General features: G+C 71.9%; 18 protein-coding genes and 1 pseudogene. 10 read left to right on the top strand and 9 right to left on the bottom strand.

Going from position 1 to position 24,424, the window contains the following annotated elements:
• Positions 1 to 20: 20 nt before the first annotated feature.
• The 3 genes from OG787_RS22775 to OG787_RS22765 all read left to right on the top strand — a co-directional run bounded on the left by OG787_RS22775 (position 21) and on the right by OG787_RS22765 (position 4,105).
• The gene (locus tag OG787_RS22775; protein WP_405536209.1) at positions 21 to 2,927 is read left to right on the top strand and encodes a histidine kinase; all 2,907 of its coding nucleotides are present in this window, start codon (positions 21 to 23) and stop codon (positions 2,925 to 2,927) included.
• A 106-nt stretch (positions 2,928 to 3,033) separates the two neighbouring features.
• Positions 3,034 to 3,723: a response regulator gene (locus OG787_RS22770; RefSeq protein ID WP_405536208.1), complete on the top strand. Its 690-nt coding sequence runs from the start codon at positions 3,034 to 3,036 to the stop codon at positions 3,721 to 3,723.
• Positions 3,724 to 3,814: 91 nt separating this feature from the next.
• Complete coding sequence (locus tag OG787_RS22765) at positions 3,815 to 4,105, top strand: SCO4225 family membrane protein (RefSeq protein ID WP_369030199.1); 291 nt, start codon at positions 3,815 to 3,817, stop codon at positions 4,103 to 4,105.
• Between the two features lie 31 nt (positions 4,106 to 4,136).
• Here OG787_RS22765 and OG787_RS22760 read toward each other — a convergent pair whose 3' ends face one another.
• Positions 4,137 to 5,015 carry a DUF4394 domain-containing protein gene (locus tag OG787_RS22760; RefSeq protein ID WP_369030200.1) on the bottom strand — a complete coding sequence of 293 codons (879 nt, stop codon included), beginning with the start codon at positions 5,013 to 5,015 and terminating at the stop codon, positions 4,137 to 4,139.
• Between the two features lie 306 nt (positions 5,016 to 5,321).
• On the opposite strand from OG787_RS22760, the gene OG787_RS22755 reads away from it, so the two are divergent.
• The 4 genes from OG787_RS22755 to OG787_RS22740 all read left to right on the top strand — a co-directional run bounded on the left by OG787_RS22755 (position 5,322) and on the right by OG787_RS22740 (position 8,384).
• Entirely contained in the window at positions 5,322 to 6,605 is a 1,284-nt protein-coding gene (locus tag OG787_RS22755) for a PucR family transcriptional regulator (RefSeq protein WP_405536207.1), read from the top strand.
• Positions 6,606 to 6,759: 154 nt separating this feature from the next.
• Positions 6,760 to 7,560 carry an SGNH/GDSL hydrolase family protein gene (locus tag OG787_RS22750; protein ID WP_405536206.1) on the top strand — a complete coding sequence of 267 codons (801 nt, stop codon included), beginning with the start codon at positions 6,760 to 6,762 and terminating at the stop codon, positions 7,558 to 7,560.
• 99 nt (positions 7,561 to 7,659) lie between these two features.
• Complete coding sequence (locus tag OG787_RS22745; RefSeq protein ID WP_369030203.1) at positions 7,660 to 7,926, top strand: CopG family transcriptional regulator; 267 nt, start codon at positions 7,660 to 7,662, stop codon at positions 7,924 to 7,926.
• Positions 7,923 to 8,384: a PIN domain-containing protein gene (locus OG787_RS22740; RefSeq protein ID WP_405536205.1), complete on the top strand. Its 462-nt coding sequence runs from the start codon at positions 7,923 to 7,925 to the stop codon at positions 8,382 to 8,384. The genes OG787_RS22745 and OG787_RS22740 overlap by 4 nt, the downstream gene beginning before the upstream one ends.
• A 185-nt stretch (positions 8,385 to 8,569) precedes the next feature.
• On the opposite strand, the pseudogene OG787_RS22735 reads toward OG787_RS22740, so the two are convergent.
• From OG787_RS22735 to OG787_RS22720, 4 genes and pseudogenes are all read right to left on the bottom strand, one after another.
• A pseudogene (locus OG787_RS22735) lies at positions 8,570 to 9,022 on the bottom strand (GtrA family protein); the annotation flags it as partial.
• 230 nt (positions 9,023 to 9,252) lie between these two features.
• On the bottom strand, positions 9,253 to 10,734 hold the full coding sequence (locus OG787_RS22730) for an MFS transporter (protein ID WP_369030205.1): 1,482 nt from the start codon (positions 10,732 to 10,734) through the stop codon (positions 9,253 to 9,255).
• A gap of 137 nt (positions 10,735 to 10,871) precedes the next feature.
• Positions 10,872 to 12,167 carry a sensor histidine kinase gene (locus tag OG787_RS22725; protein ID WP_369030207.1) on the bottom strand — a complete coding sequence of 432 codons (1,296 nt, stop codon included), beginning with the start codon at positions 12,165 to 12,167 and terminating at the stop codon, positions 10,872 to 10,874.
• Between the two features lie 342 nt (positions 12,168 to 12,509).
• Positions 12,510 to 13,856: a helix-turn-helix domain-containing protein gene (locus OG787_RS22720; RefSeq protein WP_405536204.1), complete on the bottom strand. Its 1,347-nt coding sequence runs from the start codon at positions 13,854 to 13,856 to the stop codon at positions 12,510 to 12,512.
• A 219-nt stretch (positions 13,857 to 14,075) separates the two neighbouring features.
• Here OG787_RS22720 and OG787_RS22715 point away from each other — a divergent pair, with 219 nt between their 5' ends.
• Positions 14,076 to 14,855 carry a DUF4232 domain-containing protein gene (locus tag OG787_RS22715; protein WP_405536203.1) on the top strand — a complete coding sequence of 260 codons (780 nt, stop codon included), beginning with the start codon at positions 14,076 to 14,078 and terminating at the stop codon, positions 14,853 to 14,855.
• 21 nt (positions 14,856 to 14,876) lie between these two features.
• Here the strand turns inward: OG787_RS22715 and OG787_RS22710 are convergent, their stop codons facing one another.
• The 3 genes from OG787_RS22710 to OG787_RS22700 form a co-directional block, all read right to left on the bottom strand.
• On the bottom strand, positions 14,877 to 17,906 hold the full coding sequence (locus OG787_RS22710; RefSeq protein WP_405540562.1) for an AfsR/SARP family transcriptional regulator: 3,030 nt from the start codon (positions 17,904 to 17,906) through the stop codon (positions 14,877 to 14,879).
• 80 nt (positions 17,907 to 17,986) lie between these two features.
• Positions 17,987 to 18,823: an alpha/beta fold hydrolase gene (locus tag OG787_RS22705; RefSeq protein WP_369030211.1), complete on the bottom strand. Its 837-nt coding sequence runs from the start codon at positions 18,821 to 18,823 to the stop codon at positions 17,987 to 17,989.
• 168 nt (positions 18,824 to 18,991) lie between these two features.
• Entirely contained in the window at positions 18,992 to 21,841 is a 2,850-nt protein-coding gene (locus tag OG787_RS22700; RefSeq protein WP_405536202.1) for an AfsR/SARP family transcriptional regulator, read from the bottom strand.
• A gap of 300 nt (positions 21,842 to 22,141) precedes the next feature.
• Between OG787_RS22700 and OG787_RS22695 the strand changes: the two genes are divergently transcribed.
• Entirely contained in the window at positions 22,142 to 22,414 is a 273-nt protein-coding gene (locus tag OG787_RS22695) for a hypothetical protein (RefSeq protein ID WP_369030213.1), read from the top strand.
• Between the two features lie 65 nt (positions 22,415 to 22,479).
• Positions 22,480 to 22,917, top strand: a complete 438-nt coding sequence (locus OG787_RS22690; protein WP_405540561.1) for a PIN domain-containing protein — start codon at positions 22,480 to 22,482, stop codon at positions 22,915 to 22,917.
• 87 nt (positions 22,918 to 23,004) lie between these two features.
• On the opposite strand, the gene OG787_RS22685 is transcribed toward OG787_RS22690, so the two are convergent.
• Positions 23,005 to 24,318, bottom strand: a complete 1,314-nt coding sequence (locus OG787_RS22685) for a glycosyltransferase (RefSeq protein ID WP_405536201.1) — start codon at positions 24,316 to 24,318, stop codon at positions 23,005 to 23,007.
• Between the last annotated feature and the right edge of the window lie 106 nt (positions 24,319 to 24,424).

Below are 24,424 nucleotides of genomic sequence, written 5' to 3'. Positions count from 1 at the left end.
GGACCTAGCCTGGTCGAGCCATGAGACGAACAGACATCACCACCGACGACCGGCTCCTCCCGGTCCTGCTGCTCTGCGCCCAGGCCGCGGTCTGGCCCGGCGCGGCGCTGGTACGGGGCAACCTCCCGTCCGCGTCCGCGCTCCTCGTCGCTGCCCTGGTCGCCGGCCCCGTCACGGCCGCGCTCGCCCTGCGCCGCACCCGCCCGGTGGTCACGCTCACCCTGGTCGCCGTCGCCTGTGCGCTGGGCGCGGGGGCGCTGCCCACCGGTGCGACGGCGGTGTTCGGCACCGCCGGGGTCGCGCTGGCCCTGTTCACCGTGGCGACCGAACGCGACACGTTCACGACGGTGTTGTGCGTGCTGTCGCTCGCGGTCTGGCAGGCCCTCCAGGACATCACCCTGCACGGCCTCCGTGACCACGACGGCCTAGACCTCGCCCTGACCGCCCTCCTGTACGGGTCGGCCTGCGGCGCGGGCTTCTTCGTACGCCGGACCCGGCTCGCCCGCCGGACGGCCGAACTCCTCCTCAAACGCGCCGAGTCCGAGCGCCACCGGCTCCCGGCGGCCGAACGGCGCCGAATGGAAAGGGAGTTGCACGACGTCAGCGCCCACCATCTGACCGCCGTGGTCGTCACGGCGGGCGCCGCCCTCGGACTGCGCGAACGCCGGCCCGAACTCGCCGCCGAGGCCCTGGAGTTCGCGGTCGACACGGGCCGCGAGGTCACTCGGGCCCTCGGCGCGGTACGGGCCCCGGCACCTTCGCGCGAAGACCTTCCCTCACCGGAGGAACGGCTCCTGGACCTGGTCGCCGGATTCCGGCGCCTCGACCAGGAGGTCGACTGCGAGATCGACCCCCTGCCGGACGGCGCCGTCGCGGACGCGGTGTACGGCATCGTGCGCGAGGGCCTGACCAACGTGGCCCGGCACGCACCGGGCGCGCACACCCGGGTCCTCGTGCGGTACGGCGACACGCGCACCGACGTCGCGGTCATCAGCGCGGCCCCGCCCGCCGGCGCGGCGGCACACGGCGCCGGCCTCGGTGGAGGGCGCGGCCAGGGGTTCCTGCGGTCCCGGGCCCGGGAGGCGGGCGGCACCCTGCACAGCGGTCCCACGGCGGAGGGCGGCTGGGAGGTGAGCGCGGTCCTGCCCGGCCGTACCGCCGCCCCCGTGGAACGGTCGGTGCCACGCGCCTACCGCGCGGCCCAGCTGATCGCCGCCGCCGGCCTGGTCCTCCAGCCACTGCTCCCGGCGCTGATCTTCCGGGCGGAGACCGCGTCCAGCGGCGGGCGGGTGTCGGCGGGCCTGCTCTTCGCACTGCTGGCGGCGGCCCAGGCGGTCGCGTTGCTGTGGCTGCGCCGCGCACCCCGCATCACCCAGGGCACCCTGCTCGCCCTCGCCCTGCTCTGGCCGGTGGCGATGACGGTCGGCCACTACACGGGCCCGGCCCTGCTCCCACCCGCCCTGAGCACACTCGCAACCTGCACGGCCCTGGCGACGAACACTGCCCGCAGAACGGCCACGGACGACTCGCCGTCCCAGGACCGGGGGCTCCCGAGCCCGTCGGCGGCGGCCCACGGTGTCGGGTCTGTCGTGGCTGTGCTGGTCCGGGGTGCGGCGCGTCCGTTCCGGTCGGTGGGCGGTGCCCGCAACTCGGCTGCTGCTGGTGATTCGCCGTCCGACGACCGGGTGGTCCCGGCCCCGGCGGTGGTGGCCACCGGGGTCGCGGCTGTCGTGGCTGTGCTGGTCCGGGGTGTGACGCGTCCGTTCCGGTCGGTGGGCGGTGCCCGCAACTCGGCTGCTGCTGGTGATTCGCCGTCCGACGACCGGGTGGTCCCGGCCCCGGCGGTGGTGGCCACCGGGGTCGCGGCTGTCGTGGCTGTGCTGGTCCGGGGTGTGACGCGTCCGTTCCGGTCGGTGGGCGGTGCCCGCAACTCGGCTGCTGCTGGTGATTCGCCGTCCGACGACCGGGTGGTCCCGGCCCCGGCGGTGGTGGCCACCGGGGTCGCGGCTGTCGTGGCTGTGCTGGTCCGGGGTGTGACGCGTCCGTTCCGGTCGGTGGGCGGTGCCCGGAACTCCGCTGCCGCCCGTGTCTTTCCGCCCTGGGAGCGGGTGCTCCCGGTACTGGCCGTCGTGGTTCACGGTGTCGCCGTCGCCGCAGCCGTCCTGGACCGGGGCACCACGCTCCCGTTCTGGGCGGTGGCCCTCGGCGCCGGGGGCGGCGCGACCCTCGTGGTCGTCGCCGCCATCTGGGCCGGCTCCGTGCGCGGGCGGCGCGATCGGGCCGACCGCGGTACGCACGACGAACGGCTCGCTGCCTGGACCGAGGAAGCCGTTCGGGACGCGTGGGCCGAACGGCGCCGGATCGCCGCCGGGTTGGAGACGACCGTACTTTCGCGCACCGCCGACATGGTCGCGGAGGCGGAGGCGGGCCGCCTCGACGAGACCGCCGAACGCGCCCGCGAGGCCCTCGCCGCGATGCGCGCCCTCCTGGACGCGGTCCGGCAGCCGGAGGAGGAGGGTGGCGAGGGCGGCGCGGGCCCCGAACTGCGCCCGCAGCCCACCCTCCAGGCCCTCGACCTGCTCGCCCACCAGTGCCGCGCCACCGGCCGCGAGGTCGAGATACGCCTCACCGAGCGCGTACCGGAACACCTGCCCACCGCCGTCGACCTGGCCGCCTACCACGCCGCCGAGACGGTCCTCGCGGCCGGCGGCGAGGACCCGGCGGTGCTCGAACTCGACGCGACCGACGGTACGTTGACGCTCACGGCCACCGGCGTCCCGCGCGCGGCCGGTTCCGCCGTACGGGAACGGCTGGCCGCCCGGGTCGAGGCACTCGGCGGCACCCTGACCACGGACGGGCCGGGTACGGTCCACCTCCGGCTGCCGTTCGCGCCGGTCGGCGAGGAGAGGGGGCGAGGGGAGCGATGACGCTCAAGGCGCTGGTCGTCGGCACGCCGACCACGGACGGGCCCTGTACGGTCCACCTCCGGCTCCCACTTGAGCCGGCCGACGAGAAGAGGGAGTTGGGGGAGCGATGAGCCTCAAGGTGCTGGTCGTCGACGATCAGGGCATCGTCCGGGCGGGATTCGCCGCCGTGATCGACGCCGAGGAGGACCTGACGGTCGTCGGCGAGGCCGCCGACGGAGCGACAGCGGTGCGGCTCGCCGAGGAACTGGCTCCCGACGTGATCGTGATGGACGTACGCATGCCCGAACTGGACGGCATCGCCGCCACCCGGATCATCACGGGCCGGGAGAACGCGCCCCGCGTCCTCGTCCTGACCACCTTCGACCTCGACGCGTACGTCTTCGACGCGCTGCGTGCCGGTGCCTCCGGGTTCCTGCTCAAGGACGTACGCCCGGCCGAACTGCTCGACGGCATACGGGTGGTGGCGACCGGCGAGAGCGTGCTCGCCCCGTCCGCGACCCGCCGCCTCATCGGCCACTACGCCTCCCGGCCGAACGCCGGGAACCGCACCGACAGCGGCGGCCCCCGCGAACTGGACAGCCTGACCGACAGCCAGCGGGGCGTCCTCGCCCTGATCGCCGCCGGACTCAACAACGCGGAGATCGCCGAGGAACTCGGCATCACCGTCGGCACCGTGAAGTCCCATGTGAACGCGCTGCTGCGGAAGTTGGGCCTGCGCGACCGCGTCCAGGCGACGATCCTCGCGTACGACCTCGGGCTGGCCCGCCCGAACCCGCCCGGCGCCGCCCACCTCTGACCACCACGGTCATCGACACGATTCAGGAGTTCCCGTGACCGGTACCGGTTCCGATTCCGGCCGAAGTCTTCCCAGTACCTTTCCCCGCCGGGTGCGGCACGCGCTAGGCGACCTCGCCGCCCTCGTCTACCTCGGCATCTGCGCCGTCCTGCTCGTGTGGGCGCTCGTCGTGACGATCAACGACAGCACGGACGAGTCCATGGCGCTCGTCATCCCGATGCTCGCCACCGCCCCGGCCAGCTTCGTGCTGTTCTTCCTGCCCGACGGCCCCGCGATGGTCGTCCTCGCCATAGGCGTCGGGGCCCTGGTCAACGCCACGGTCATCGGCTGGTGCGCCCGCGTACTGCGCCGCGGCCCGGGAAAGCCGGACCGCGGCGAGTAGGTGCCGTAGGCGCTGTCGAGGACTCGGAGAGTCAGCTGCCGCTGAGGCTGACGGTGAAGTCCGTGAGCTGGACCAAGTTCGGGAACGTACCGATGAGCGTCGGCGTGCCGGTGAGGATGTCGATGCCGTAGAAGGACGCCCTGCCGCCGTACGGCGTGAGGGCGGCGAAGGCGGTGTTGGCGGTCGTCTTGCCGTTGGTGAGGGTGCTGAAGATGTCGTAGCCGGCTTCGAGGTTCGCGTCGAAGCCGAGCAGTCCGGTCGCGACGAGGTTGCCGGCGTTCGGCGGCGACTGGATGGTGATCTGGTCGTTGTAGGTGTCCACGTTGGTGAGCGTGGTGCCGGTGGCGCCGACCAGGTCGTTGTTCGTGTACGCGGCGCCGGTCACCCCGGTGGCGGCCGTGGTCAACGGCGGGATGTTCAGGTTGGTGTCGGCGACCGTGGTGCCGTCGTTCAGGTTGTGCCGCAGGTTCTGGCCGTTGTTGCTGATCACCCGCAGCCGGTCGGCCGCCGGGTTGAAGTCGATGTCGAAGGACGTGCCGTAGAGCGCGACCTTGAGCTGGGAGACCTTGGTGACGACCACGGCCGAGGTGGTCGGCGGGGTGGAGATCGTGTAGATGCCGCCCTGCTCGCCGAGCCCGTACATGAGACCGTTCTGCACCCGCTGGTCGACCCCGACCAGCCTGGTGTCGCCGCTGAGTCCGGTGACATCCTGGACCCAGTTGAGGGTCCCCGGGGTGTCGGTGTAGAAGCTCGCCATGGTCAGGCCGTCGGCGGTGATCCCGTACGCCAACAGCCTGGGGGTGGCGGTGACGGCGGCCGTGCTTGAGCCGGGCGCGGTCACCATGAGCGCGGTGGCCGCGGACACGACGGCGACCGCGGTCGCGATTCTCTTTCTCGTTCCGGATTTCATGGCTTTCAGCATTGTTACCCTCCCGTTTGAACACAGGTCACTGGAGAACACAGGTCACTGGGTGGCACGAGCCCCGCGAATTCGAAGGTGGTCCCTTTTCCGAAACGGTCCCCCTGGGCGTCGGGCACGGTTCTCATTAAGCCGAGGCCACAGCCCCCTCACAAGGGAATCGAGCCGCAAGAACGCCCCGATACGGGAACTTTGCGCACTGTGACAAATACGCCACCCGCACACCCTTCACCGTTTCACCCGGATTGATAAATGCCCGTCCGGTTTTCGTCTGTCGACCCCCTCACCGTGGGTGACATGCTCACGCTTATGGGGAGCCTCTTCGCCGAACTGGCCCGGCGGGCGTCGACCAACGCCCACCGCGAGGTCGAGACGTACGTACGTGAGATACCGGAACTCGGGTCCCTGGACACGAGTTCCCGGGCCAGGGCCGAGACCATGGAGTACTCGGTCTGGCTCCGCCGCCGCACGGTCGCACTGGCCCCGGGCAACGACGTGCTGACCGACGACGACCTCGGCTACATCGCGTCGATGGGCGAGGTCCGGGCGGGCGCCGGGATGTCGCTGGACTCACGGCAACGCATCCTGCGCGTCCACACCGAGCTGATGCTGCGCGAGATCAACGAGGCGACGGAGGCCCAGCGCGGCGGCGACCTCGACGAACTCATGCGCATCATGGGCTGGTTCGCCCCCCAGGGCGAGCGTGGCATCGGCGCCTACCGCCGGGGCTTCGTGACGGTCATGCGCCGCCGTATGCCGTACGTCGAACAAGTCGCCCTGCTGGCAAGGGCGTTGCTGTCCGAGAACGGGGCGGCGGCGGAACTGGCTCAGGTCGCGGACATGGAACCGGCCGAGTCCTACACGGTGTTGGTGATCCGGGTGCCGGACCGCTCGCCCGGCGACCGCGAGTTGGACAACGATATCGAGGCGCTGGTGAAGACGTACCAGGTGCCGATGACGTGGTACCCGGAGCACGAAGGAGACGGCGCCGTCATCAGTGGTGGTGCCGGCAGAGGCGGCGAACTGGTCGCCCTGGTCCCGGATCCCGCCCCCGACGCGCTGCCTGACCTCCCACCGGACCAGACAGGACGCCTCGTACCGGACCTCTTACCGGACGTCGTGCCCGACCTCTTACGGGACTTCGCCGACGCCCTCGGCCGCCCCTGCGCCGCCGGCACCGCCACCGCACCGCTGACCGGCCTCGCCGAGGCGTTCGACCGGGCCCGCCGGATCAGCAGGGCGGCCCCGCTGCGGCGGGCGTCCACCCGGCTGAGACCGCACACCCTGGCGGACGTCTTCGTCGAACTCGCCGTCGGCGAGGTGCCGTTCGTCGACGACTGGCTCCGTACGACCGCCCGGCGCCTGGAGTCCGGCCCGGACCTGTTCGTCACCCTCGACGCGTACTACCGCCACGACATGAACCGCGGTCCCGCGGCGGCGGCCCTCAACATCCACCCCCGCACCCTCGACTACCGCCTGCGCCGGGTCCGCGAACTCACCGACACCGACCCCGGCTCGACCCACGGTGTACGGCTGTTCAGCGCGGTCGTCGCCCGTGACCTGTCGGGCGCGTGGCGCTGACCCCCGGTACAGGAACGGGGGCAGTACTCGGCGACGAGGGCACCAAATGCCGGGCATTTTCCCTCACTTGCGGCTGGGCGGCCCCGAATTGCCCGAATGATGCACCACTTTACGATCCTCACGCCCTCCCCCTTCCAGTCTCCAGAAGGAACTCATGCGTAAAGTGGCGTCAGTTGTCGTCAGCACTGTGGTGGCATTCGCCGGTATGGCGGCGGTGGCCGGCACCCCCGCCCACGCGGCGGGCGAAAAGGAGTACGTCGCCCTGGGCGACTCGTACGCCTCCGGGGTCGGCGCGGGGTACTACGACACCGCGAGCGGCGACTGCAAGCGCAGCCAGCTCAACTACCCGGCCCAGTCGGCCGCGGCGCACTCCGAGTACACGCTGAAGGACGTCACGTGCAGCGGCGCCACCATCGCGGACGTGCGCGCCAACCAGCTGTCCGCCGTGACCAGCGGCACCGACCTCGTCACGCTCACGGTGGGCGGCAACGACGCCCAGTTCTCCACCGTCGTCCAGAACTGCCTGCTGGAGTCGGACAGTTACTGCAAGACGGCCACGGACTGGATGTCGTACTACGCCAAGAACCAGCTGGTGACGGAGCTGGCCACGCTGTACAAGGACATCAAGGCCAAGGCGCCGGGCGCCGAGATCGTCGTCGTCGGCTACCCGCAGGCGCTCTCCCTGACCGGTACTTGCCCGGTGATCGACCTCAGCACCGCCAAGCGCACCTACATGAACGCCTTCGCCGACGCGCTCGCCGAGGGCGCCAAGGCAGCGACGGCCCAGGAGTCGGTCACGTTCGTCGACGTCCGCGACACGTTCAAGGGCCACGGGGCGTGCGGCACCGACCCGTGGATCAACAACCTGAGCAGCGGAACGACCGAGGTCTTCCATCCCAACCTGACGGGCTACATCTACTACGCCGACCAGCTCAACAAGGCCCTGGACTCCTGACCTGGGCTTCGCCGGGCGGCCCGGGGTGGAGTCTTTCCCGGGCCGCCACGCCTGAATCACTCCCGTACATCATTCTGGTACATGGACTACCGTTGGTACATGTCCATGAAGCGCACCAATGTCTACGCCGACCCCGAGGATCTGGCGATCATCAAGGAGGCCGCCAAGCGCCGGGGGATAAGCGAGGCCGAGATCATCCGCCAAGGGATCCATCTCGCGGCCATGGCGAACCGTGTCTGGGACGAGCCGCTGTTCTCGCGCACCTTCGAGGGACCGGGCCGTACGCCGTCCAAGGCCGAGGTCCGTGACACGGTCGCCGACGCGGTCCGCCGCGAGACCGACCCCGAGCCCGGAGCCGACAGGTGATCATCGTCATCGCGGACCCGTCCGGCCTGCTGGCGGCCCTGGACTCCGCCCACCCGGAGCGTGCGGCGGCGAACGAGGCGATCACGGCGGCCGGCCTCCTGGTCATGTCCCCGCTCCTGCTGGCGGAACTGGATCACGTTGCCACGCGCGAACTCGGGCGCGAGGCCGCCCTCAGCGCGGTCGACGACATCCGTCGCTGGATGAGCCGGGGCCGTGTCGTCCTGCCGGAGATCACGGAGGACCATCTGTCCGCCGCTCAGTCGGTCCGTGCCCGCTACCGTGCGCTGGACCTGGACCTGGACCTGGACCTGGACCTGGCCGCCGCCGTGAACGTGACGCTGGCGGCCGACTACGACACCGACGCGATCCTCACCCTCGACGGGCGCGACTTCAGGGCCGTGCGACCGTTGAGTCGGCACAAGGCGTTCCGGGTGCTCCCCGACGACCTGCCGCTCTGACGCCGGGGGCGGGGCCGTGCGGAGGGCGGGCACAGTCGACGCGCCGTGAGTGCCGTCGTGGTGTGGCCCCCGCTGGGGACCCCGTGCCGCCCGCCAACACCCGCGCCGACCGGGACGACGTACTCCCGCACCGGCGCCGTGACGAGACCGTTCGCCGTGACCGGACCGCTCGCCGTGCCGAGACCGGTTTCCTTGGCGCCACGGTCACCGCGACCGCCCGCGAAGACGACCAGCCGCAGCACCAGGAACCGGCCCAGCCCCGCGAGGGCCGACGCGCCGAGGTAGACGATCTGCTCGGTCAGCGCCGAGGGCGACGACTGGATCAGGTGCAGCAGGAGCATCGCCGCGCAGGTCACCACGTACGCCACCGCCGCCGAACCCGCCGACTGCCAGTGCTCGCGCCGGTCGGCGCGGCGGCCGGCGCCGAAGGTGAAGCGGGCGTGCAGCTCGGTGCACAGGACGGTGGAGGCGACGGTGATGACTGCGTTCGCCAGTCCCCACGGCATCGAGAGGGCCAGCAGGGTCACGGCGAAGCTGGAGAGGACCCCGACCCCGCCGCCGCACACCACGAACCGGACGAAGGAGGCGAACGGACCGGGAGCGGTCGGAGCCGCCGGGGTCCGGTGCGTGTTCTCCATGGCGGTCTCCATCCGGTTCGTGGTTCGCGATTCGTGCGAGCGGTCGCGATGCCGTCGTTTAGATTGCTTGACTTACTCAAGTATATGGAATTGCTTGAGTTACGCAAGTAGTCGGGGTGGAGATGGCGCCGGATGTTGCGCGGATCACGCAAGGAGGCCGCCGCCCGCGGGTGCGGACGGCGGCCTCCTTGAGGGGGGTGCCTGTGCAGACGTATGCCTGCGCCTGGTGCCTAGGCCTTGACCGCGGCCGTCTTCGGGGTCCCGGCCGGGCTGTCGGCCACGGCCTCCTGCGCCGGCTCACGGCGACGCGGGATGAAGGAGGCGAGGAGGAAGGCCAGCAGGGCGGCTCCGGCGCCGATGGCCATGATGACCTTGAAGGCGTTCTCCGCGGGCAGTGCCGCACCGCCGAAGTCCGTGGTCATCTGGGCCAGGATCACACCGGCGAGGGCGCTGGCGAACGAGGTGCCCAGGGACCGCATCAGGGTGTTGAGGCTGTTGGCCGCACCCGTCTGGGTCGGGTCCACGGCACCCATGATCAGGGCGGGCAGCGCGCCGTAGGTGAAGCCGATACCGGCGCCGATGACGCAGGAGACCAGGACCAGGTGCCAGACCTCGGACATCAGGAGGAGGTTCAGGCCGTAGCCGCCGGCCACGATCAGCGCGCCGATCATCAGGGTGACCTTCGGGCCCTTGGCCTTGGTGACCTTCGCGGACACCGCCGACATCACCATCATGACCAGACCCTGCGGAGCCAGCACCAGGCCGACGGTCAGCATGGACTTGCCCAGGCCGTAGCCGGTCTGCTCGGGCAGCTGGAGCAGCTGCGGCAGGACCAGGGACATCGCGAACATCGAGAAGCCGAGCGCGATCGAGGCGAGGTTGGTGAACAGCACCTGCGGGCGGACGGTCGTACGCAGGTCCACCAGCGGCTGCGTGCTGCGCAGTTCCCACCAGCCCCAGGCCAGCAGGATCAGGACGGACGCGGCGCCCAGGCCGAGCGTGGTGCCGCTGGTCCAGCCCCAGTCGCCGCCCTTGGAGACGGCCAGCAGCAGGGACATGAGCCCGGCGGAGAGACCCACCGTGCCGACCAGGTCGAACCGGCCGCCGGTACGCACCTTCGACTCCGGCACGATCAGCAGGACGAGAACGAGGGCGAGGGTGCCGAGCGCGGCGGAGACCCAGAAGAGGATGTGCCAGTCCCAGCGGTCCGCGATGAAGGCGGCCGTGGGCAGACCGAGGGCGCCGCCGACACCGAGCGAGGCGCTCATCAGCGCGGTGGAGCCGGCCAGACGGTCGGCGGGCAGCGCGTCACGCATGATGCTGATGCCGAGCGGGACGACCGCGGCGGACAGGCCCTGGAGGGCGCGCCCGATGATCATCGGGACGAGGGAGTCGGCCATCGCGCAGACCAGCGAGCCGGACACCAGCAGCACGATGCTGACCAGCAGCATCCGGCGCTTGCCGAACATGTCTCCGAGCCGGCCCACCACCGGGGTGGCCACGGAGGCCGCGAGCAGGGTGGCGGTGACCGCCCAGGCGGTGTCGGACGCGGGGGCGTCCAGGAGCTTCGGCAGCTCGGGCACGATCGGGATGACCAGGGTCTGCATCAGCGAGACGACGATCCCGGCCAGGGCCAGCACCGCCACCACGGCGTTCGGCCGCGGCGGGGCGGATGTCCCCGCTCCGGCGGGACGGGTAAGGGCGTCGGACATGGCGTCGGGCCTCCGTTTGGGAAGAATCAATTACTTGACTTACGCAAGCATAAGAAGGGTTGCTTGACTTACGCAAGTTAAATCGAGGGGGTGGGGCGTGGGTTAGATCACAGTGAGTCGTGCTCGGCCCGCTGGGCCTACTGGGCCCGATCGGTCTCCTCGGACCGGAGCGGCAGCTCGGCGACCACCCCGAAGCCGCCCTCGCGTCGAGGCTCGGCACGGAAGTGCCCGCCGACGGAGTGCGCCCGCTCCCGCATCCCGATGAGGCCGTAACCGCCGCTCGGGCAAGGGGAGTTGGACGGAGCGCCGGTGCCGGCACCGGCGCGGGGCTGTTTCCCCGGCCCGTCGTCGGTGACGGCCAGCACGACGGACGCCGGGGAGTAGGTGAGCCGCACCTCGGCGGACCGGGCGGCGGCATGCTTGGTGACGTTGGTCAGGGCCTCCTGCGCTATCCGGTACGCCGTGACGTCCGCACCGGCCGACAGTGGCCGAGGTTCCCCTTCGACGGTGACGGCGACCTTGAGCCCCGCGTGCTCGAAGGAGGCGGCGAGTTCCGGCAGCCGGGCGAGTCCGGGGGTGGGTTCCGTGGGCAGGTCCGGCCGGTCCCTGTCGTCGGACTGTCTCAACAGGCCCACAGTGGCCTTGAGTTCACGCAGGGCCGAGGCGGTGGTGCCGGTCAGGTCGGCGACGATCCGCGCCGCCTCGTCGGGCCGGTCGGGCAGCCGGCCGGCCACGGCGCCGGCCTGGAGGTTGGCCAGGACCAGATGGTGGGCGACCACGTCGTGCAGATCACGCGCGATCCGCATCCGCTCCTCGGCGACCCGGCGCAGCGCCTCCTCCTCCCGGGTGCGTTCCGCGTGCTCGGCACGGGCCTGGACCGCCTCCAGCCAGGCCCCGCGCAGCCGGGTCACGGTGCCGAGCGAGGTCGGGAGCAGCAGCCAGGCGGCGGGACCGCCCAGCTTGAGGATCAGCGGTTCACCGGCGGGGCCGACGAAGAGCCCCGTGCCGACCAGCAGGACGATCCCGCCGAGGGTGAAGAGGTTGGCGGTCCTGCGGTCGGTGCGCAGGGCCAGCGAGTGGAGCGCGACCATGAGCGGCCCGAGCAGCAGGACGGAGAGCACGTGGCCGATCCCGGCCATCGCCGTGGCGCACAGGACGGTCACCACCACGGTGGTGCGGGGCAGGCAGCGGTACCACAGCAGCGCCACGCAGGAGACGCCGGTCAGCAGCGCGCCCGGCCCCCAGGGCAGTTCCGGGCCGCCGGGGAGCGTGAAGACACTGCCGGGAAAGGAACAGGCGAAGACCGCGACGGCGACGGCCGCGTCCGTGCGGCCGGGGCGGCGCACGGGGGCGGGATGCCCGGTCGGGCTCGGGTTGGTGTGCGGATTCGGGCCGGGGCGGCTGCGCAGCTGCCGCTTGAGGCTGCTGATCATGGGGGAGCGTTCCTGTCCGGTGGCGGGCGGGCTGGCAGCGGTGCGGGGGATGTCGGCCTCGTGTGCGCCGAAGAGGGGCGTCGTGGGTGCCGTAGGCGTTGTGGGTGTCACCGGACCGGATGCCGGATGGGGGGTGTTTCCGGATTCCGGTCCGGTGACCGCGCCGTTCCCCGTCCCCACGGGTCGGGCGCGACGGGGCCTCCTCCGCGTTGAGGCGGCCCCGGTTCGGGGGTTTCATTGCTTGACTTAGGCAAACATAATCGAGTTACTTAAGTCAAGCAACCTTTCCCTGGTGTCGCCAGGGAGCGCCCTCCCCGACCGGGGGTGTAGCCGGCTCCACCGTCAGCCGGGAATGTTGGGCTCGTACGGGTGGCGCTCCCAGGCGGAGGAACCGTTCGGATACACGTACGAGGGTCGGCCCACGTTGCCGCTCGTGCGGAAGGGGTTGCCGTTGTCGTCGAGGCGCAGGATTCCGTGCTGTGCGCCGCTGGACCACTCCAGTTCCAGGTACCAGCCCACGTAGTACGCCCGTGCGTCCGCGAAGATGTAGAAGACCTCGGGATCCGACTCGCTCACCTTGTACGGGAAGCCGCGCTGACCCGACCTGGGGGAGACCAGGGGCCGCCCCTCGTCGAGGTTCACGTCGAAGGCCTTCGTGTCCACGCCGCCGCCGCAGCCGTCGTGCATCTGGTAGTCGTTCCAGGCGAGCGGATCGCCCTTGTCCACCACCCGCACATGCAGGTCCTCCAGGACGACCGTGGCCTTCCCGGTGCCCTGGATGGTCAGCGCGATCATCTGCTGCCCGGCGGTGACCCCGCCGAGCGCGGTGTTCCAGCCGCGCGCGTCCGGCTCGTTCGGCGGCGGAGGCACCTGATCGGGCTCCCGGTCGATCAGGAGGTGCGGACCGCACGGGTCTGCCCACTTGTACGGGTTGACGGTGACGATCGGCGCGGTCGCCCCGTCCTCGACGGCGTCGTCCTGCGCTCCCGCCCCTGCCCCGGCCTCGGCGCTCCGGGAGGCGGAGACGGAGGGCGAGGAGGAGACCGTAGGACTGCCGCTGGACGAGACGGACGGTGCGGCCGACGCGCTCTTCGCGCCGGTCGGCGCGGAAGCGTTGGGACTGCTGTCGGCCCCGGGGACCGCGACCCCCACGGACCGCTTCCCGCTCTCGTCGTCATCTCCCTTGCCGGGTACGAGATTCACCACGAGCGTGGCGGCGACGACGGCCGCGACCACGGCGGCCCCGGCGAGGACGACGGTTCGCCGGCGCCGAGCCGTGGGAGCCACCGCTTCCACGGTCACGGGCCTGTCCGCTTCGGCCGCCGGGTCCGCCGCCGGCACCTTCGGTTCCTCTTCGGCTTCAGCGGATACGGCGGCTGCGGCAGCCTCCCCGGCCACGGCACCCACGGGTTCCGTCACCGGAGCCGTGGCGGCGCCCGCCTTCTGCTGCCCCCGCATGGCATCCGCGAGGATCCACCGCCGGTGCAGCTCCACCAGTTCCTCGGGTGTCGCTTTGCACAGCCGGGCGAACCGCTCCACGGGTGCGTAGTCCGCCGGTACGGCGTCCCCGTTGACGTACCGGTGAAGCGTGGACGCACTCATGTGCAGCCGCTTCCCGAGCACGCCGTAACTCAGCCCGGACCGTTCCTTCAACCGGCCCAGCAGTTCCGGGAACTCATCCCCCGTCACCGTTCCTCCCTCTTCCCGTGTCCCGGACCGCCGTTCCAGGCGGGTGTTGTTCCCCCAGGTCAGAGGGGGTTCTGGCGTTCCAGCGTCCCGGATGCCCCGGCGTATGTGGCGGCTGGGACGGATCACCGGACAAGCTCTGGCCATCCAAGCACGCCGCTTCCGGCACCCGGTCAAGTGGCCTGCGTACAAACCCTTCTTGTAGCGAAATCGGGGAATCACATGTCCGCACGTACCGCCCGCACCCGTCTGCTCGCCGCCGCCGCACTCACGGTCGCCACTCTGACGATGACGGCGTGCAGCAGCGCGGAGGGCACCCGCGACGAGGGCGCCCCGTCCGCCTCCTCCACCGCCACCGGGTCCTCCTCCTCGTCCACGACGAGCGGGGGGACGACCACGGGGGCGGGACAGGCGAGCGACAAGGGCTCGACGGGTACCACCGGCACCTCCGGCTCGACCGGTAGCAGCGGCTCCAGCGGGACGACGGGCTCCACCGGCACCTCGGGCTCCACGGGCTCCTCGGGCACCTCTGGGTCCACGGGTTCGTCGGGCTCCACGGGCTCGGACAGCTCGGACGACTCCGAGTCCAACCTGTCCCCCTGCACCCCCGCCAACACCAGGACGACCGCCACGGTGGTCAACCGTCCCCTGAACCACGTCCTGCTCACCGTCACCAACACCGGCGCCGGGAACTGCGACCTCGCGTACTACCCGGCCGTGCGGTTCGGCGAGGCCCAGTCCGTCCCGCCGGTCATCGAGGACTCCCAGCCGCAGGCCGTCGTCACGCTCGCCCCCGGCGAGTCGGGCTACGCCGGCGTCACCGTCTCGGCGGCGGACGGCAGCGGCAGGGACGGCTACACGGCCAAGACCCTGGAGGTCTACTTCAACACGGACAGCACGAGCCCGGCCCGCCCGACCCTGCCCGCCAAGGGCGTGTACGTCGACAGCTCGATCACCGTCACGTACTGGCAGTCGGACATGGCCGACGCTCTCTCCTGGTGACATCCCCTGGTGACATCCCTGTCAGGGGTACGCGGACACGGCGCTGATCCTCGGCGCCGGTACCGCGTCGCCCAGGGCCCGCAGTCTCGTCCGGAGTTCCGAGGCCGCCGCCGGGTCGGTCCGGACGAGGAGGCGCAGGGCGTGCTCCCAGACCGTGCGGGCCGAGCCCGGGTCGCCGACGGCGAGGTAGGTGTCGCCGAGGTGGCGCAGCGTGTTGGCCTCGCTGAAGGTGTCGCCGATCTCCCGGTACAGCCGCAGCGCGCACTGGAAGCAGGCGATGGCCCGCTGGTGTTCGCCCAGGTGGTGGCGGGCGATACCGAGGCTGTCCCAGGTGTTGGCCTTGCCGTAGCGGGTGCCGTAGTGCCCGTCGAGCCCGGCCAGGGCCTCCTCCAGATGCACGGTGGCCCGGCGGTGGTCGCCGAGCAGGACGTGGGTCCAGCCCAGGGCGTGCTGCGCACTGGTCGCCGCCGCGTGGTCGCCGACGGCCCGGTACAGGGTGAGGGCGCGGCCGGCCGCTTCGAGGGCGCCGTCGTAGTCGCCGAGCCGGTCCAGGAGCCAGGCGTGGCTGCGGTGGGCGTGGGCGAGGCCGGGCCGGTCGCCGAGTTCGGTGCACAGGGCGAGGGACCGCCCGATGTGGGCGCGGGCGTCGTCGTACTGTTCCAGCCGGGCCGAGGCACGGGCCAGCCCGCGGTGCAGATGGGCCTGGGCGGTGCGGTCGCCGTCCCGGACGGCCGCGTCGAGGCCGGCCCGGTGCAGGGCCACGGACTCGTGGCTGTGCCCCTGCCGGTCCATGAACCGCTCCAGCGTCCAGGCCAGGGACCAGACATGGCCGTCGTACCCCTGTTCGGCGGCGAGAGCGGCGACGGCGTGCAGCACCTGACGTTCGGCCGTGTACCAGCGCAGCGCCTGCCCGTCGTCGGCGAGCGCCTCGGGGCGTGCGCCCGGTGCGGCGGCGGCCAGCGGACTGGTCCGCCACAGCGGGGAGTAGAGGAGTCCGGCGGCGTGCGCGGTGTGGAGGTAGTGGTCGAGGAGTCGGTGTACGGCGGCCTCGTGGGCCTCCGTCGTCTCGTCCTGGCCGGCGCGTTCCATCGCGTAGGTGCGCAGCAGGTCGTGGCAGATGTAGCGGCCGGGGGCGTGCTCGGTGAGGAGGTGGGAGCGCGTGAGTTCGGCCAACAGGCTGCGCGCTGCCCCCGGTTCGACGTCCGCGACGGCTGCCGCGGCCGGCACGGTGACGTCCGGGCCCGGATGCAGGGACAGCAGCCGCAGCAGCCGGGCCGCGCCGGGGCTCAGCGCACGGTACGACCAGGAGAGCACCGCCCGTACGTCCCCGGCCGGGTCCGTGTCCGTGAAGGCGTCCAGACTGCCCTGGGCGGTGCGGAGTTCGTCCGCGACGGCGGTGAGCGGGAAGTCCGGGTTGGTGGCGGCCCGGGTGGCGACCACGGCCAGGGCCAGCGGGAGTCCCGCGCAGCGGGCGACGATCTCGTCGACGGCGGCGGGGTCGGTCAGGACACGTTCGGCGCCGAGGCGGCGGGCGAGTGTCTCGCGGGCCTCCGCGGCGGGCAGCCGGTCCAGGGCCAGGGGGCGGGCGGCCTCGGCGGTGACCAGGCCGAGGAGCCGGTCCCGGCTGGTGACGACGACCAAGGAGCCGGGGCTGCCCGGCAGCAGCGGGCGGACCTGTTCGGCGTCGCGCGCGTTGTCGAGCAGGATCAGCACCCGGCGCCGTGCCAACAGGCTGCGGTACAGCCCGGTTTGGGCGTTCGCCCCGGCCGGTATGCGCTGCCCGGGCACCCCGAGCGCCTCCAGGAACCCGCGCAGGGCCTGCCCCGGGTCCGTCGCCGCCCCGCCCGGATCGAAGCCGCGCAGATTGACGTACAGCTGCCCGTCCGGGAAACGGTGGGCGATCCGGTGCGCCCAGCGCACGGCGAGCGTGGTCTTGCCGATGCCGCCCATGCCGCTGATCACGGCGATCCGCAGCCCGGGCGCCGGATCCGCCGACAGTCCGTTCACCTGGGCGAGTTCGGCCCTGCGACCCGCGAACGTGGCGAGGTCCGCGGGGAGTTGGGCGGGCCGTACGAAGGGATCGGGGGCGGACTGTACGAGGGGACCGGCGCCGTCGCCCGCCGAGGACTCCCCGTGCCGGGCCTCGGCCGGTGCGGGGACGGCGGTGAGGTGGCCGGACGCCACGGGCCGCACGCGCTCCGTGCGCGGCGTACGGGCTGTTCCGTTCGCGCGGGCCAGGACCGGCGTGCCCGTCGGGCCCTTTGTCCGGGCGCTGGGCGCGGGTGTGTCCAGCCGCAGTACATCCCGTTGTGCGGCCCGTAGTTCGGGGCCGGGGGCCACGCCCAGCTCGGAGTCGAGCGTGACGCGTACGCGCTGCCAGGTGTCCAGGGCCTCCGCGCGCTGCCCGGTGGCCGCCAACGCCCGTACGAGCCGGGCCTGGAGGGACTCGTCGAGCGGGTGGTCGGCGGCGGTGCGGTGGAGTACGCCGAGCAGCTGACCGGACGCGCCGGCCGCCCGTGTCACGTCGGCGGCCTCCTTCACCACCGTCAGGTACTCGCGTTCGAGCGCCTCGATCGCGGGATGCGAGCGGGCCTCGGCCGGAATTCCCGTGGCGACGGCCCCGGTTCGCAGGGCCAGTGCCTCAAGGAACAGCGGAACAGCGGCAGTTGGTGAAGTGCCGCTGTTTTCAAGGCCCTTCGCTGCCGCCCGCGCTCGGCGCGCCAACTCCCGGAAGCGCAGCAGGTCCAGGGTGTCGGGCGACGCGTTGAGGCGGTAGCCGCCGATGTCCCGGATCAGCCAGTCGCCCGTCGCGCGCATCGCCAACTCCGGTTCCAGCAACCGGCGCAGCACCCCGATGTGCCGGTACACGGCGTTGGCGGGCCGGCCCGGGGGCGACTCGCCCCACAGTGCCCGTACCGTCTCCTCCATGGTCACGGGCTGCCCCGCGTGCGCCATCAGCAGGGCGAGCAACAGCCGTTGCTGTGCGGCCCCCAGCCGCACCTCCCCGCCGTCGCGCCACACCCGCACCGGTCCCAGTACCGAGAACCGCATAGTCACCGTCGTAACTCCCGCTGTAGCCCCGCACGTACGCCCCCCGATTTCGCCCCGCCGTCCGCACTCCCCACTCTCCGTCAGACGGCGGGCAGCCCGTCCATCCAGCCCAGCACGAGCGCGTTGAACTCGGCCGGCCGCTCCTGGAAGAGCCAGTGTCCGACCCCCTCCAGCACCACCGAGGCGCTGTACGGATGCCCGCTGAGCCGCTCCTCCCAGTCCCCGTCGATCCCCTTGGCCTTCAGTGAGCTGGCGGCCGACAGCGACAGCACCGGGCATGCCCTGCGCGCCAGGAACGTCTCGACGCCGGGCCGGGAGGTCAGCGGGGTCGCCGCCTCGTCGAACAGGCCGTGGAAGACGTCCCGCACGGTCATCGGGTCCATGCCGAGGATCCGCCGACGGTGCCAGGATCGCAGGGACTCCGCCTCGGGTCCGGACGTGGTGTTGTTCTCCAGCCCGCCGATGACGGCCACGGCGGTGCCGACCGGGTCCGGGACGCGGAAGGCGGCGGCGAGCTGCGGCGCGAAGCCGTCCTCGAAGCCGTAGCCGGGGTCGACGGCGACCACGGCCCGTACCAGCGACGGGTGTTCGACCGCGAGTACCGAGGCGACGACCGCGCCCAGCGAGTGCCCGACCACGACCACGGGGCCGGAGTCGATGCTGTCGAGCAGCTCCGCGAGGTCGGCGGCGAAGTCGCGCGGGCGCTGACCGCCCGTGAGCCCCGACGAACGGCCGTGCCCCCGCAGGTCCGGCGCGATCACCCGGTGCCGCGCCGAGAACGCGTCGATCTGCGCGGACCAGTCGTGCGAGTCGCAGGTCGCGCCGTGCACCAGCAGCAGCGTCTCGCCGCGCGCGTCGGCGGCGGGCCCCTCGTCGGTGTGGAACAGCCGGTTTCCGTTGATCATGGTGTACGTCATGGAACTTGCTCCCCGTGTACGGGTGTTGGCGATGTCGGCGGGAGCGTAGGCAGGGGGGAGTGGACGAAGTGTGCCTCGCTTGTGAGCGGGGGAGCGGAGCGCGCGGCAGGAGTTCAACACCTCAGTGATCACCGCTTCGGCACCTCACGGCCTGACGACCTCACGACCTCACGCATCGATCTTCCTCCGCACCTCGGCCGCCCATACGGGGTCGAAGTCCTGCATGGCCTCCCGCGCGGCCCGCCAGGTGCTCAGGGCCGCCGCCCGGTCGCCGGCCGCGAGGTGGGCGTCGCCGAGCCGGTCGAGCACACAGGCCACGTTGAACAGGTCGCCGGCCTCACGGAACAGGGCGAGGGCCCGCTGGTGACAGGTCACCGACCGCGGGTGCTCGCCGAGTCGGGTGTGGACATGGCCGAGGGTGTCCCAGGTGTAGCCCTCGGGGAGCCGGGCGCCGAGTTCCTGGAACAGGGCGAGTGCCTGGTGGGCGTGGACGAGGGCGTTGCGGCAGTCGCCGAGGCAGGCCTCGCCCCAGGCGGTCGCCACCAGGACGTACGCCTGCCCCCGGCGATGGCCGGACGCCCGGTAGATGCCGAGGGCGGGCGCGAGTTCGTCGAGCCCCTCCTTGAACCGATCCTGCCGGGTCAGCAGCAGCCACAGCGACAACTGGACCTGCGCCAGGCCGTGACCGTCCCCGGCCTCCTCGAACACCCCCTGTGCACACCGCAGTTGCTCCTCCGCCTCGGCGTAGTGCCGCAGCATCACGCAGGCCCGGCCGAGCCCGCGATGGGCGTGCCCGAGGGCGACCGGATCGCCCAGCCGACGGGCGGCGGGCAGGGCGGCACGTTGCAGGGCGAGGTACTCGTGCCAGTGCCCGAGCCGTTCGTGATACCGCTCCAGACACCAGGCCAGCTGCCACACATGGCCGTCGAGACCGTGCTCCAGGGCTTGTCTGAACACCCCGAGCAGCAGCGGCCGTTCGGAGCGGAACCAGGCGCAGGCGGCGGCGTCGTCGCCGAGCGCCTGGGCTTGCACGGACCCTTGGGACGCCTCTTCCGGTGTGATGACGGCTGTCGGAGGGTCGTAGTGGAGCGCGGCGGCGTGGGCGGTGTGCAGACAGTGATCGAGCAACCGCCGCACAGCGCCCCGCCGTTCGTCGTCGGTCTCGTCCGCGTGGACGAGTTCGGTGGCGTAGGCGTGCAGCAGGTCGTGGAAGACGTACCGGCCGGGGGCCCGCTCGGTGAGGAGGTGGGCGTCGGCGAGTTCGGCGAGCAGCGGCCGGGTCCGTCCGACGGTCAGACCCGCGAGGGCCGCCGCGGTGTGAACGGTGAGATCGGGCCCGGGATGCAGGGCCAGCAGCCGGAAGAGCCGGGCGGCCTCGGCCCCGAGCGCGTCGTACGACCAGGAGAAGACGGCCCGTACGTCGGTCGCGGTGTCGGCGCCGGCCTCGTGGAAGCCGTCAAGTGCCCTGTGCGAGCCCCGGAGTTGGTCGGCGAGTGCCGAGAGCGGGAAGGAGGGGTGGACGACGGCACGGGCGGCGACGACCGCCAGGGCGAGGGGCAGCCGTGCGGTGAGCGCGACGATCTCGGCCACGGCCTCGGGCTCGGCGGCCACCCGGTCGGCGCCGATCCGCGCGGCCAGCGCGTCGCGGGCGTCGTCGGACGTGACGAGATCCAGGGTGAGGGGCCGGGCGCCGTCGGCGGAGGCGAGCCCGCTGAGCCGGTTCCGACTGGTGACAAGGACCAGACACCCGCCGCCACCGGGCAGCAGCGGCCTGACCTGCGCGGCGTCACGGGCGTTGTCGAGCACCACCAGCATGCGGCGCCCCGCCAACAGACTCCGGTACAGAGCGGCCTGCGCGTCCAGCGACTCGGGCACCCGCGCGGCCGGCACACCGAGGGCGTCCAGGAATCCCCGTACGGCGTTCTCCGGCGCCGTGGGCGACACCCCGGCGGCGAAGCCGCGCAGATCGACGTACAACTGCCCGTCCGGGAACCGGTCGGCGACCTCGTGGGCCAGATGCACGGCCAGCGCGGTCTTGCCGACACCGGCTGTGCCGCTGATCGTGCAGATGACGGGGGCGGAGGAGGGGCGGGCCCCGTCGACGCCCTCCAGAAGCCCGCGCAGCAACTCCAGTTCGGCATGCCGTCCGACGAAGGCGGGGAGGGCGGAGGGGAGTTGGGCGGGAGGGACGGGTGGGGTGGTGAGGGGAGGGGGAGCCGGGGAAGTCGAGGTATTGGAGGTGGCCGAGGTAGTCGAGGGTCTCTCGGTCACCTGCGGCCGGGCGGCGGTGAGTTCGGGCCCGGGGTCGACACCCAGCTCGTCGGCGAGCCGGGCGGCGGTGGCGCGGAACACCGCGAGGGCCCGGTCGGGGCGCCCGGTGGCGGCGAGGGCGCGCATGAGCAGGGCCTGTATCCCCTCGTCGAGCGGACACCGAGCCGCACTGGCGGAGAGGACGGGCAGCACACGGTCGGCCCGCCCACAGCCGAGCGCGAATGCGGCGGCCTCACGCACAACGCAGTCGTACTCGCGCTCCAGTTCGACAAAGAGAGGGTGGGGAGACGCCGAAACCTCGGCATGTCCGGAGGCGGGCTCGCCCCGCAGGGAGAGCGCCTCGACGAAGAGGTCGACGGCACCCGCGGAATCACCGGACTCCCTGGCCCGCCCCACGAGTTGACGAAAGACAAGCAGGTCGACGGCGTCGGGCGGCACCGCGAGCCGATAGCCCCCGCCCCCGCGCAACAGCAGCCCGCCCTCGGCCCGCAGCGGCAGCCCCGGCTCCAACAGTCGCCGCAGCTCGCCCACATGCCGGTGCACCATGTTCACGGCATGCCCGGGCGGCCGGTCCGCCCACAACGCGTCGACGATGTCGGGCAGTTGCACCGGAGAACCGGCACGCGCCAGCAGCAGCGCGAGCAGAGTCCGACGCCCCGGAGGCCCCGGATCGACCTCGACCCCACCCCGCCAGACCCGCACCTCCCCAAGAACCCTGAACCGTAGAGGAACCGGCTCCTCTGGCACGCTTCACCTCCACCCCCGACCGGATTCTCATGCTAGGGATCGGGGGGATGGCACTCACGGGGTAGGACATTTCGGGCGCGGCGTAATCGGGAGGGTGCGGTCTGCTCTTCCCCGAGGCTTCGCGCTTTCGTAGAGTCCGATCATTCGAGACGGGCTCCGGGGGGCGTGTGGCTGTTCCTGCGGCTCGGAGCCGGGTCCTACGCGTGATCCGCGGCGTGGGCTCGTTCTTGAAGGAACTCCTGGTGGAGTAGCCTGGGACCAGCAGCAGTACGCAGCCCGATGCACGCGGAAGGGTTGCCGATGACCACGGCTCCGAGCGGTGTGCCTCACCTGCCGCGCTCGTCGTCGCATCCGCTGCGGACGATCCGTGACATCCGGGAGTCTCTGCCTGAGGACCGGCGTCGGCACTTCGACGCGGAGCTCGCCGACACGGAGATCGAGGCTCTGCCCGAGATGCTGCACCGCTGGGTGGCGCTGAGCAACGACGGTTTCGAGGAATTCCTGCTCTCCCGGCCGTTCGAGGGTCTGGAGTTCGGCGCCCGCTCCTACGATGCGCAGACGGACGCCGAGTGATCTACCTGTTCGACACCAATGTCGTCGCCTAACTCACGACCCGGGCGAAGCCCGATCCGCGCGTTCTGGCCTGGTTCCGGTCCACGGCCCGCCCCAACCGCTTCCTGAGCGTGATCACCGTCGCCGAGATCGAGGCCGGCGTTGCCTCGACCCCGGACCCCGTAAGACAAGCCCGCTACGCACAAGCCCTCGCTGCGGTACGGCACGAATTCCGTGACCGCATCGCAGCGATCGGCGAAGCGGAAGCGGCCGCCTACCTCACCATCCACAAGACGCTCAAGGCCGCCGGCACCAGCATCGACCCACCGAACGCCCTGATCGCCGCGACCGCCCTGGCCGGCGGCTGGACGGTGGCCACACGCAATATCAAGCACATGGCCCGAACCGGGGCTCTGGTGGTCAATCCGTGGGAGCAGCAACTGTTAGGTGGCCCCGCGGCGTCGGTGCCGTATGTGTGCCGCCACCGCAGAGGCCCTTCCTTCGTCGGACGGAAGCACTCCTGACCTGGTACTTCTCCGTGCCTCCGGCAGGATCCGAACCCGCGACACCCGCCTCAGGAGAGCGGGTGTCGCCCCCGAGGGCCCGACGAGTCACGACCCTGCCGCCGCCCCCGCCGACTCCACCACCCCCGCAATAACCCCCAACGCATCCCGTCCCCCGAACTCCCCCCGCAACTCCCCCGCCCGCTTCGGATACCCCGTCTCCCCCAGCACCGTAAGCACAGCCTTCCGCACATCCGCCGCCGAAGGGTCCCCGCTCCGCAGGTCGATGCCGGCGCCGCTCCACTCCACCCGTGCCGCGATCTCCGGCTTGTCCTCGCCGTCGCCGCCCACGACGAGGGGGACGCCGTGTTGGAGGGCCTGGTGGACGCCGCCGTAGCCGCCGTTCGTGACCAGGACGGAGGCGTGGGGGAGGAGGAGGTCGAAGGGGACGTAGCCGGCCAGGCGGGCGTTGGGCGGGACCGGGCCCGTGGACTCGAGCTCGGCCGGGCCGTCCGGGCGGCCTGTTGCGGCGACGACCAGGACGTCCTCGTCGGCCAGGGCCTCCAGGGTGGGGCGGATCAGGCGGCCGAGGTCGCGGTTGGCGAGTGAGCCCTGGGTGACCACGACGACCGGCCGGCCCGCGTTCTGGACGTCCGCCCACCACTCCGGCAGTTCCTCCGTGGTGCGGGGTGCGGTGGTCAGCGGTCCTACGAAGCGGAAGGAGGACGGGGCGTTGCCGCGTGGGTACTCGAAGCCCGGGACGGTCAGTTGGAGGTAGTGGTCCGGCACGGTGATCAGGCAGTCGAGGAAGAACCCGGGGAGTTCGACTCCGCTCTCGCCGAAGTTTTCCTCGATGTGCTGCTGGGTTCCCGCCATCATCTGTTTGACCTGCTCGTTCATCTCCCTGTGCCGTTCCCTCGCGTCCTCCCCGGTCAGTGGCTGCATACCGAGTCCGATGGGCGGGGCGTCCTCGCTGAGCAGGGTCGGCATCGTGATGCCGAGGCTGACGGTCACCGGTCGGCGGCCGGGGGGTGCCGAGAGGGCCAGTGCGGCCGTTCCCAGGAACAAGGGGTCGCTGATGACCACCGACGCCGGGAAGCGCCGGTCCAGGAGGTTCTTCAACGCGCCGTACTGGGCCGCCGTCGGGTCGCCGAAGATGTACTTCATGTCGTAGTCGATCTGTGCCGGGCCCACCGGGACAGCGGCGCGCTCGGGGAAGTACAGCTCCAGTTTCCGGTCGTCGAAGTCCGCGGCGGACGGCAGCGACACATGGAGGGCTCCCACGGCCCGCACCTGCTCGGCGAAACGGCTCCCCGTCAGTACGACGACCTCGTGTCCCCGCCGTACCAGGTCGGCGGCGACGGTGAGGACGGGCTGGACATGGCCGTGGAAGGGCGTTGCGGTGGCGATGACGAGTGTCATGGACGACTCCCTGCGCGCTCGGTGGACGGTCGGTCGCTGCCACGGGAGCGTAGGGATCTTGTGTGCAGAAGCAGTGCGTCCCCGCCCTGCCCGCCCTGCCTGCCTT

The sequence above is a fragment of the Streptomyces sp. NBC_00075 genome (assembly GCF_045041225.1).
Taxonomy (GTDB): domain Bacteria; phylum Actinomycetota; class Actinomycetes; order Streptomycetales; family Streptomycetaceae; genus Streptomyces; species Streptomyces adonidis.
Note: the sequence above shows the minus strand (reverse complement) of the source record. Positions and strands in the feature narration are given on the sequence as shown.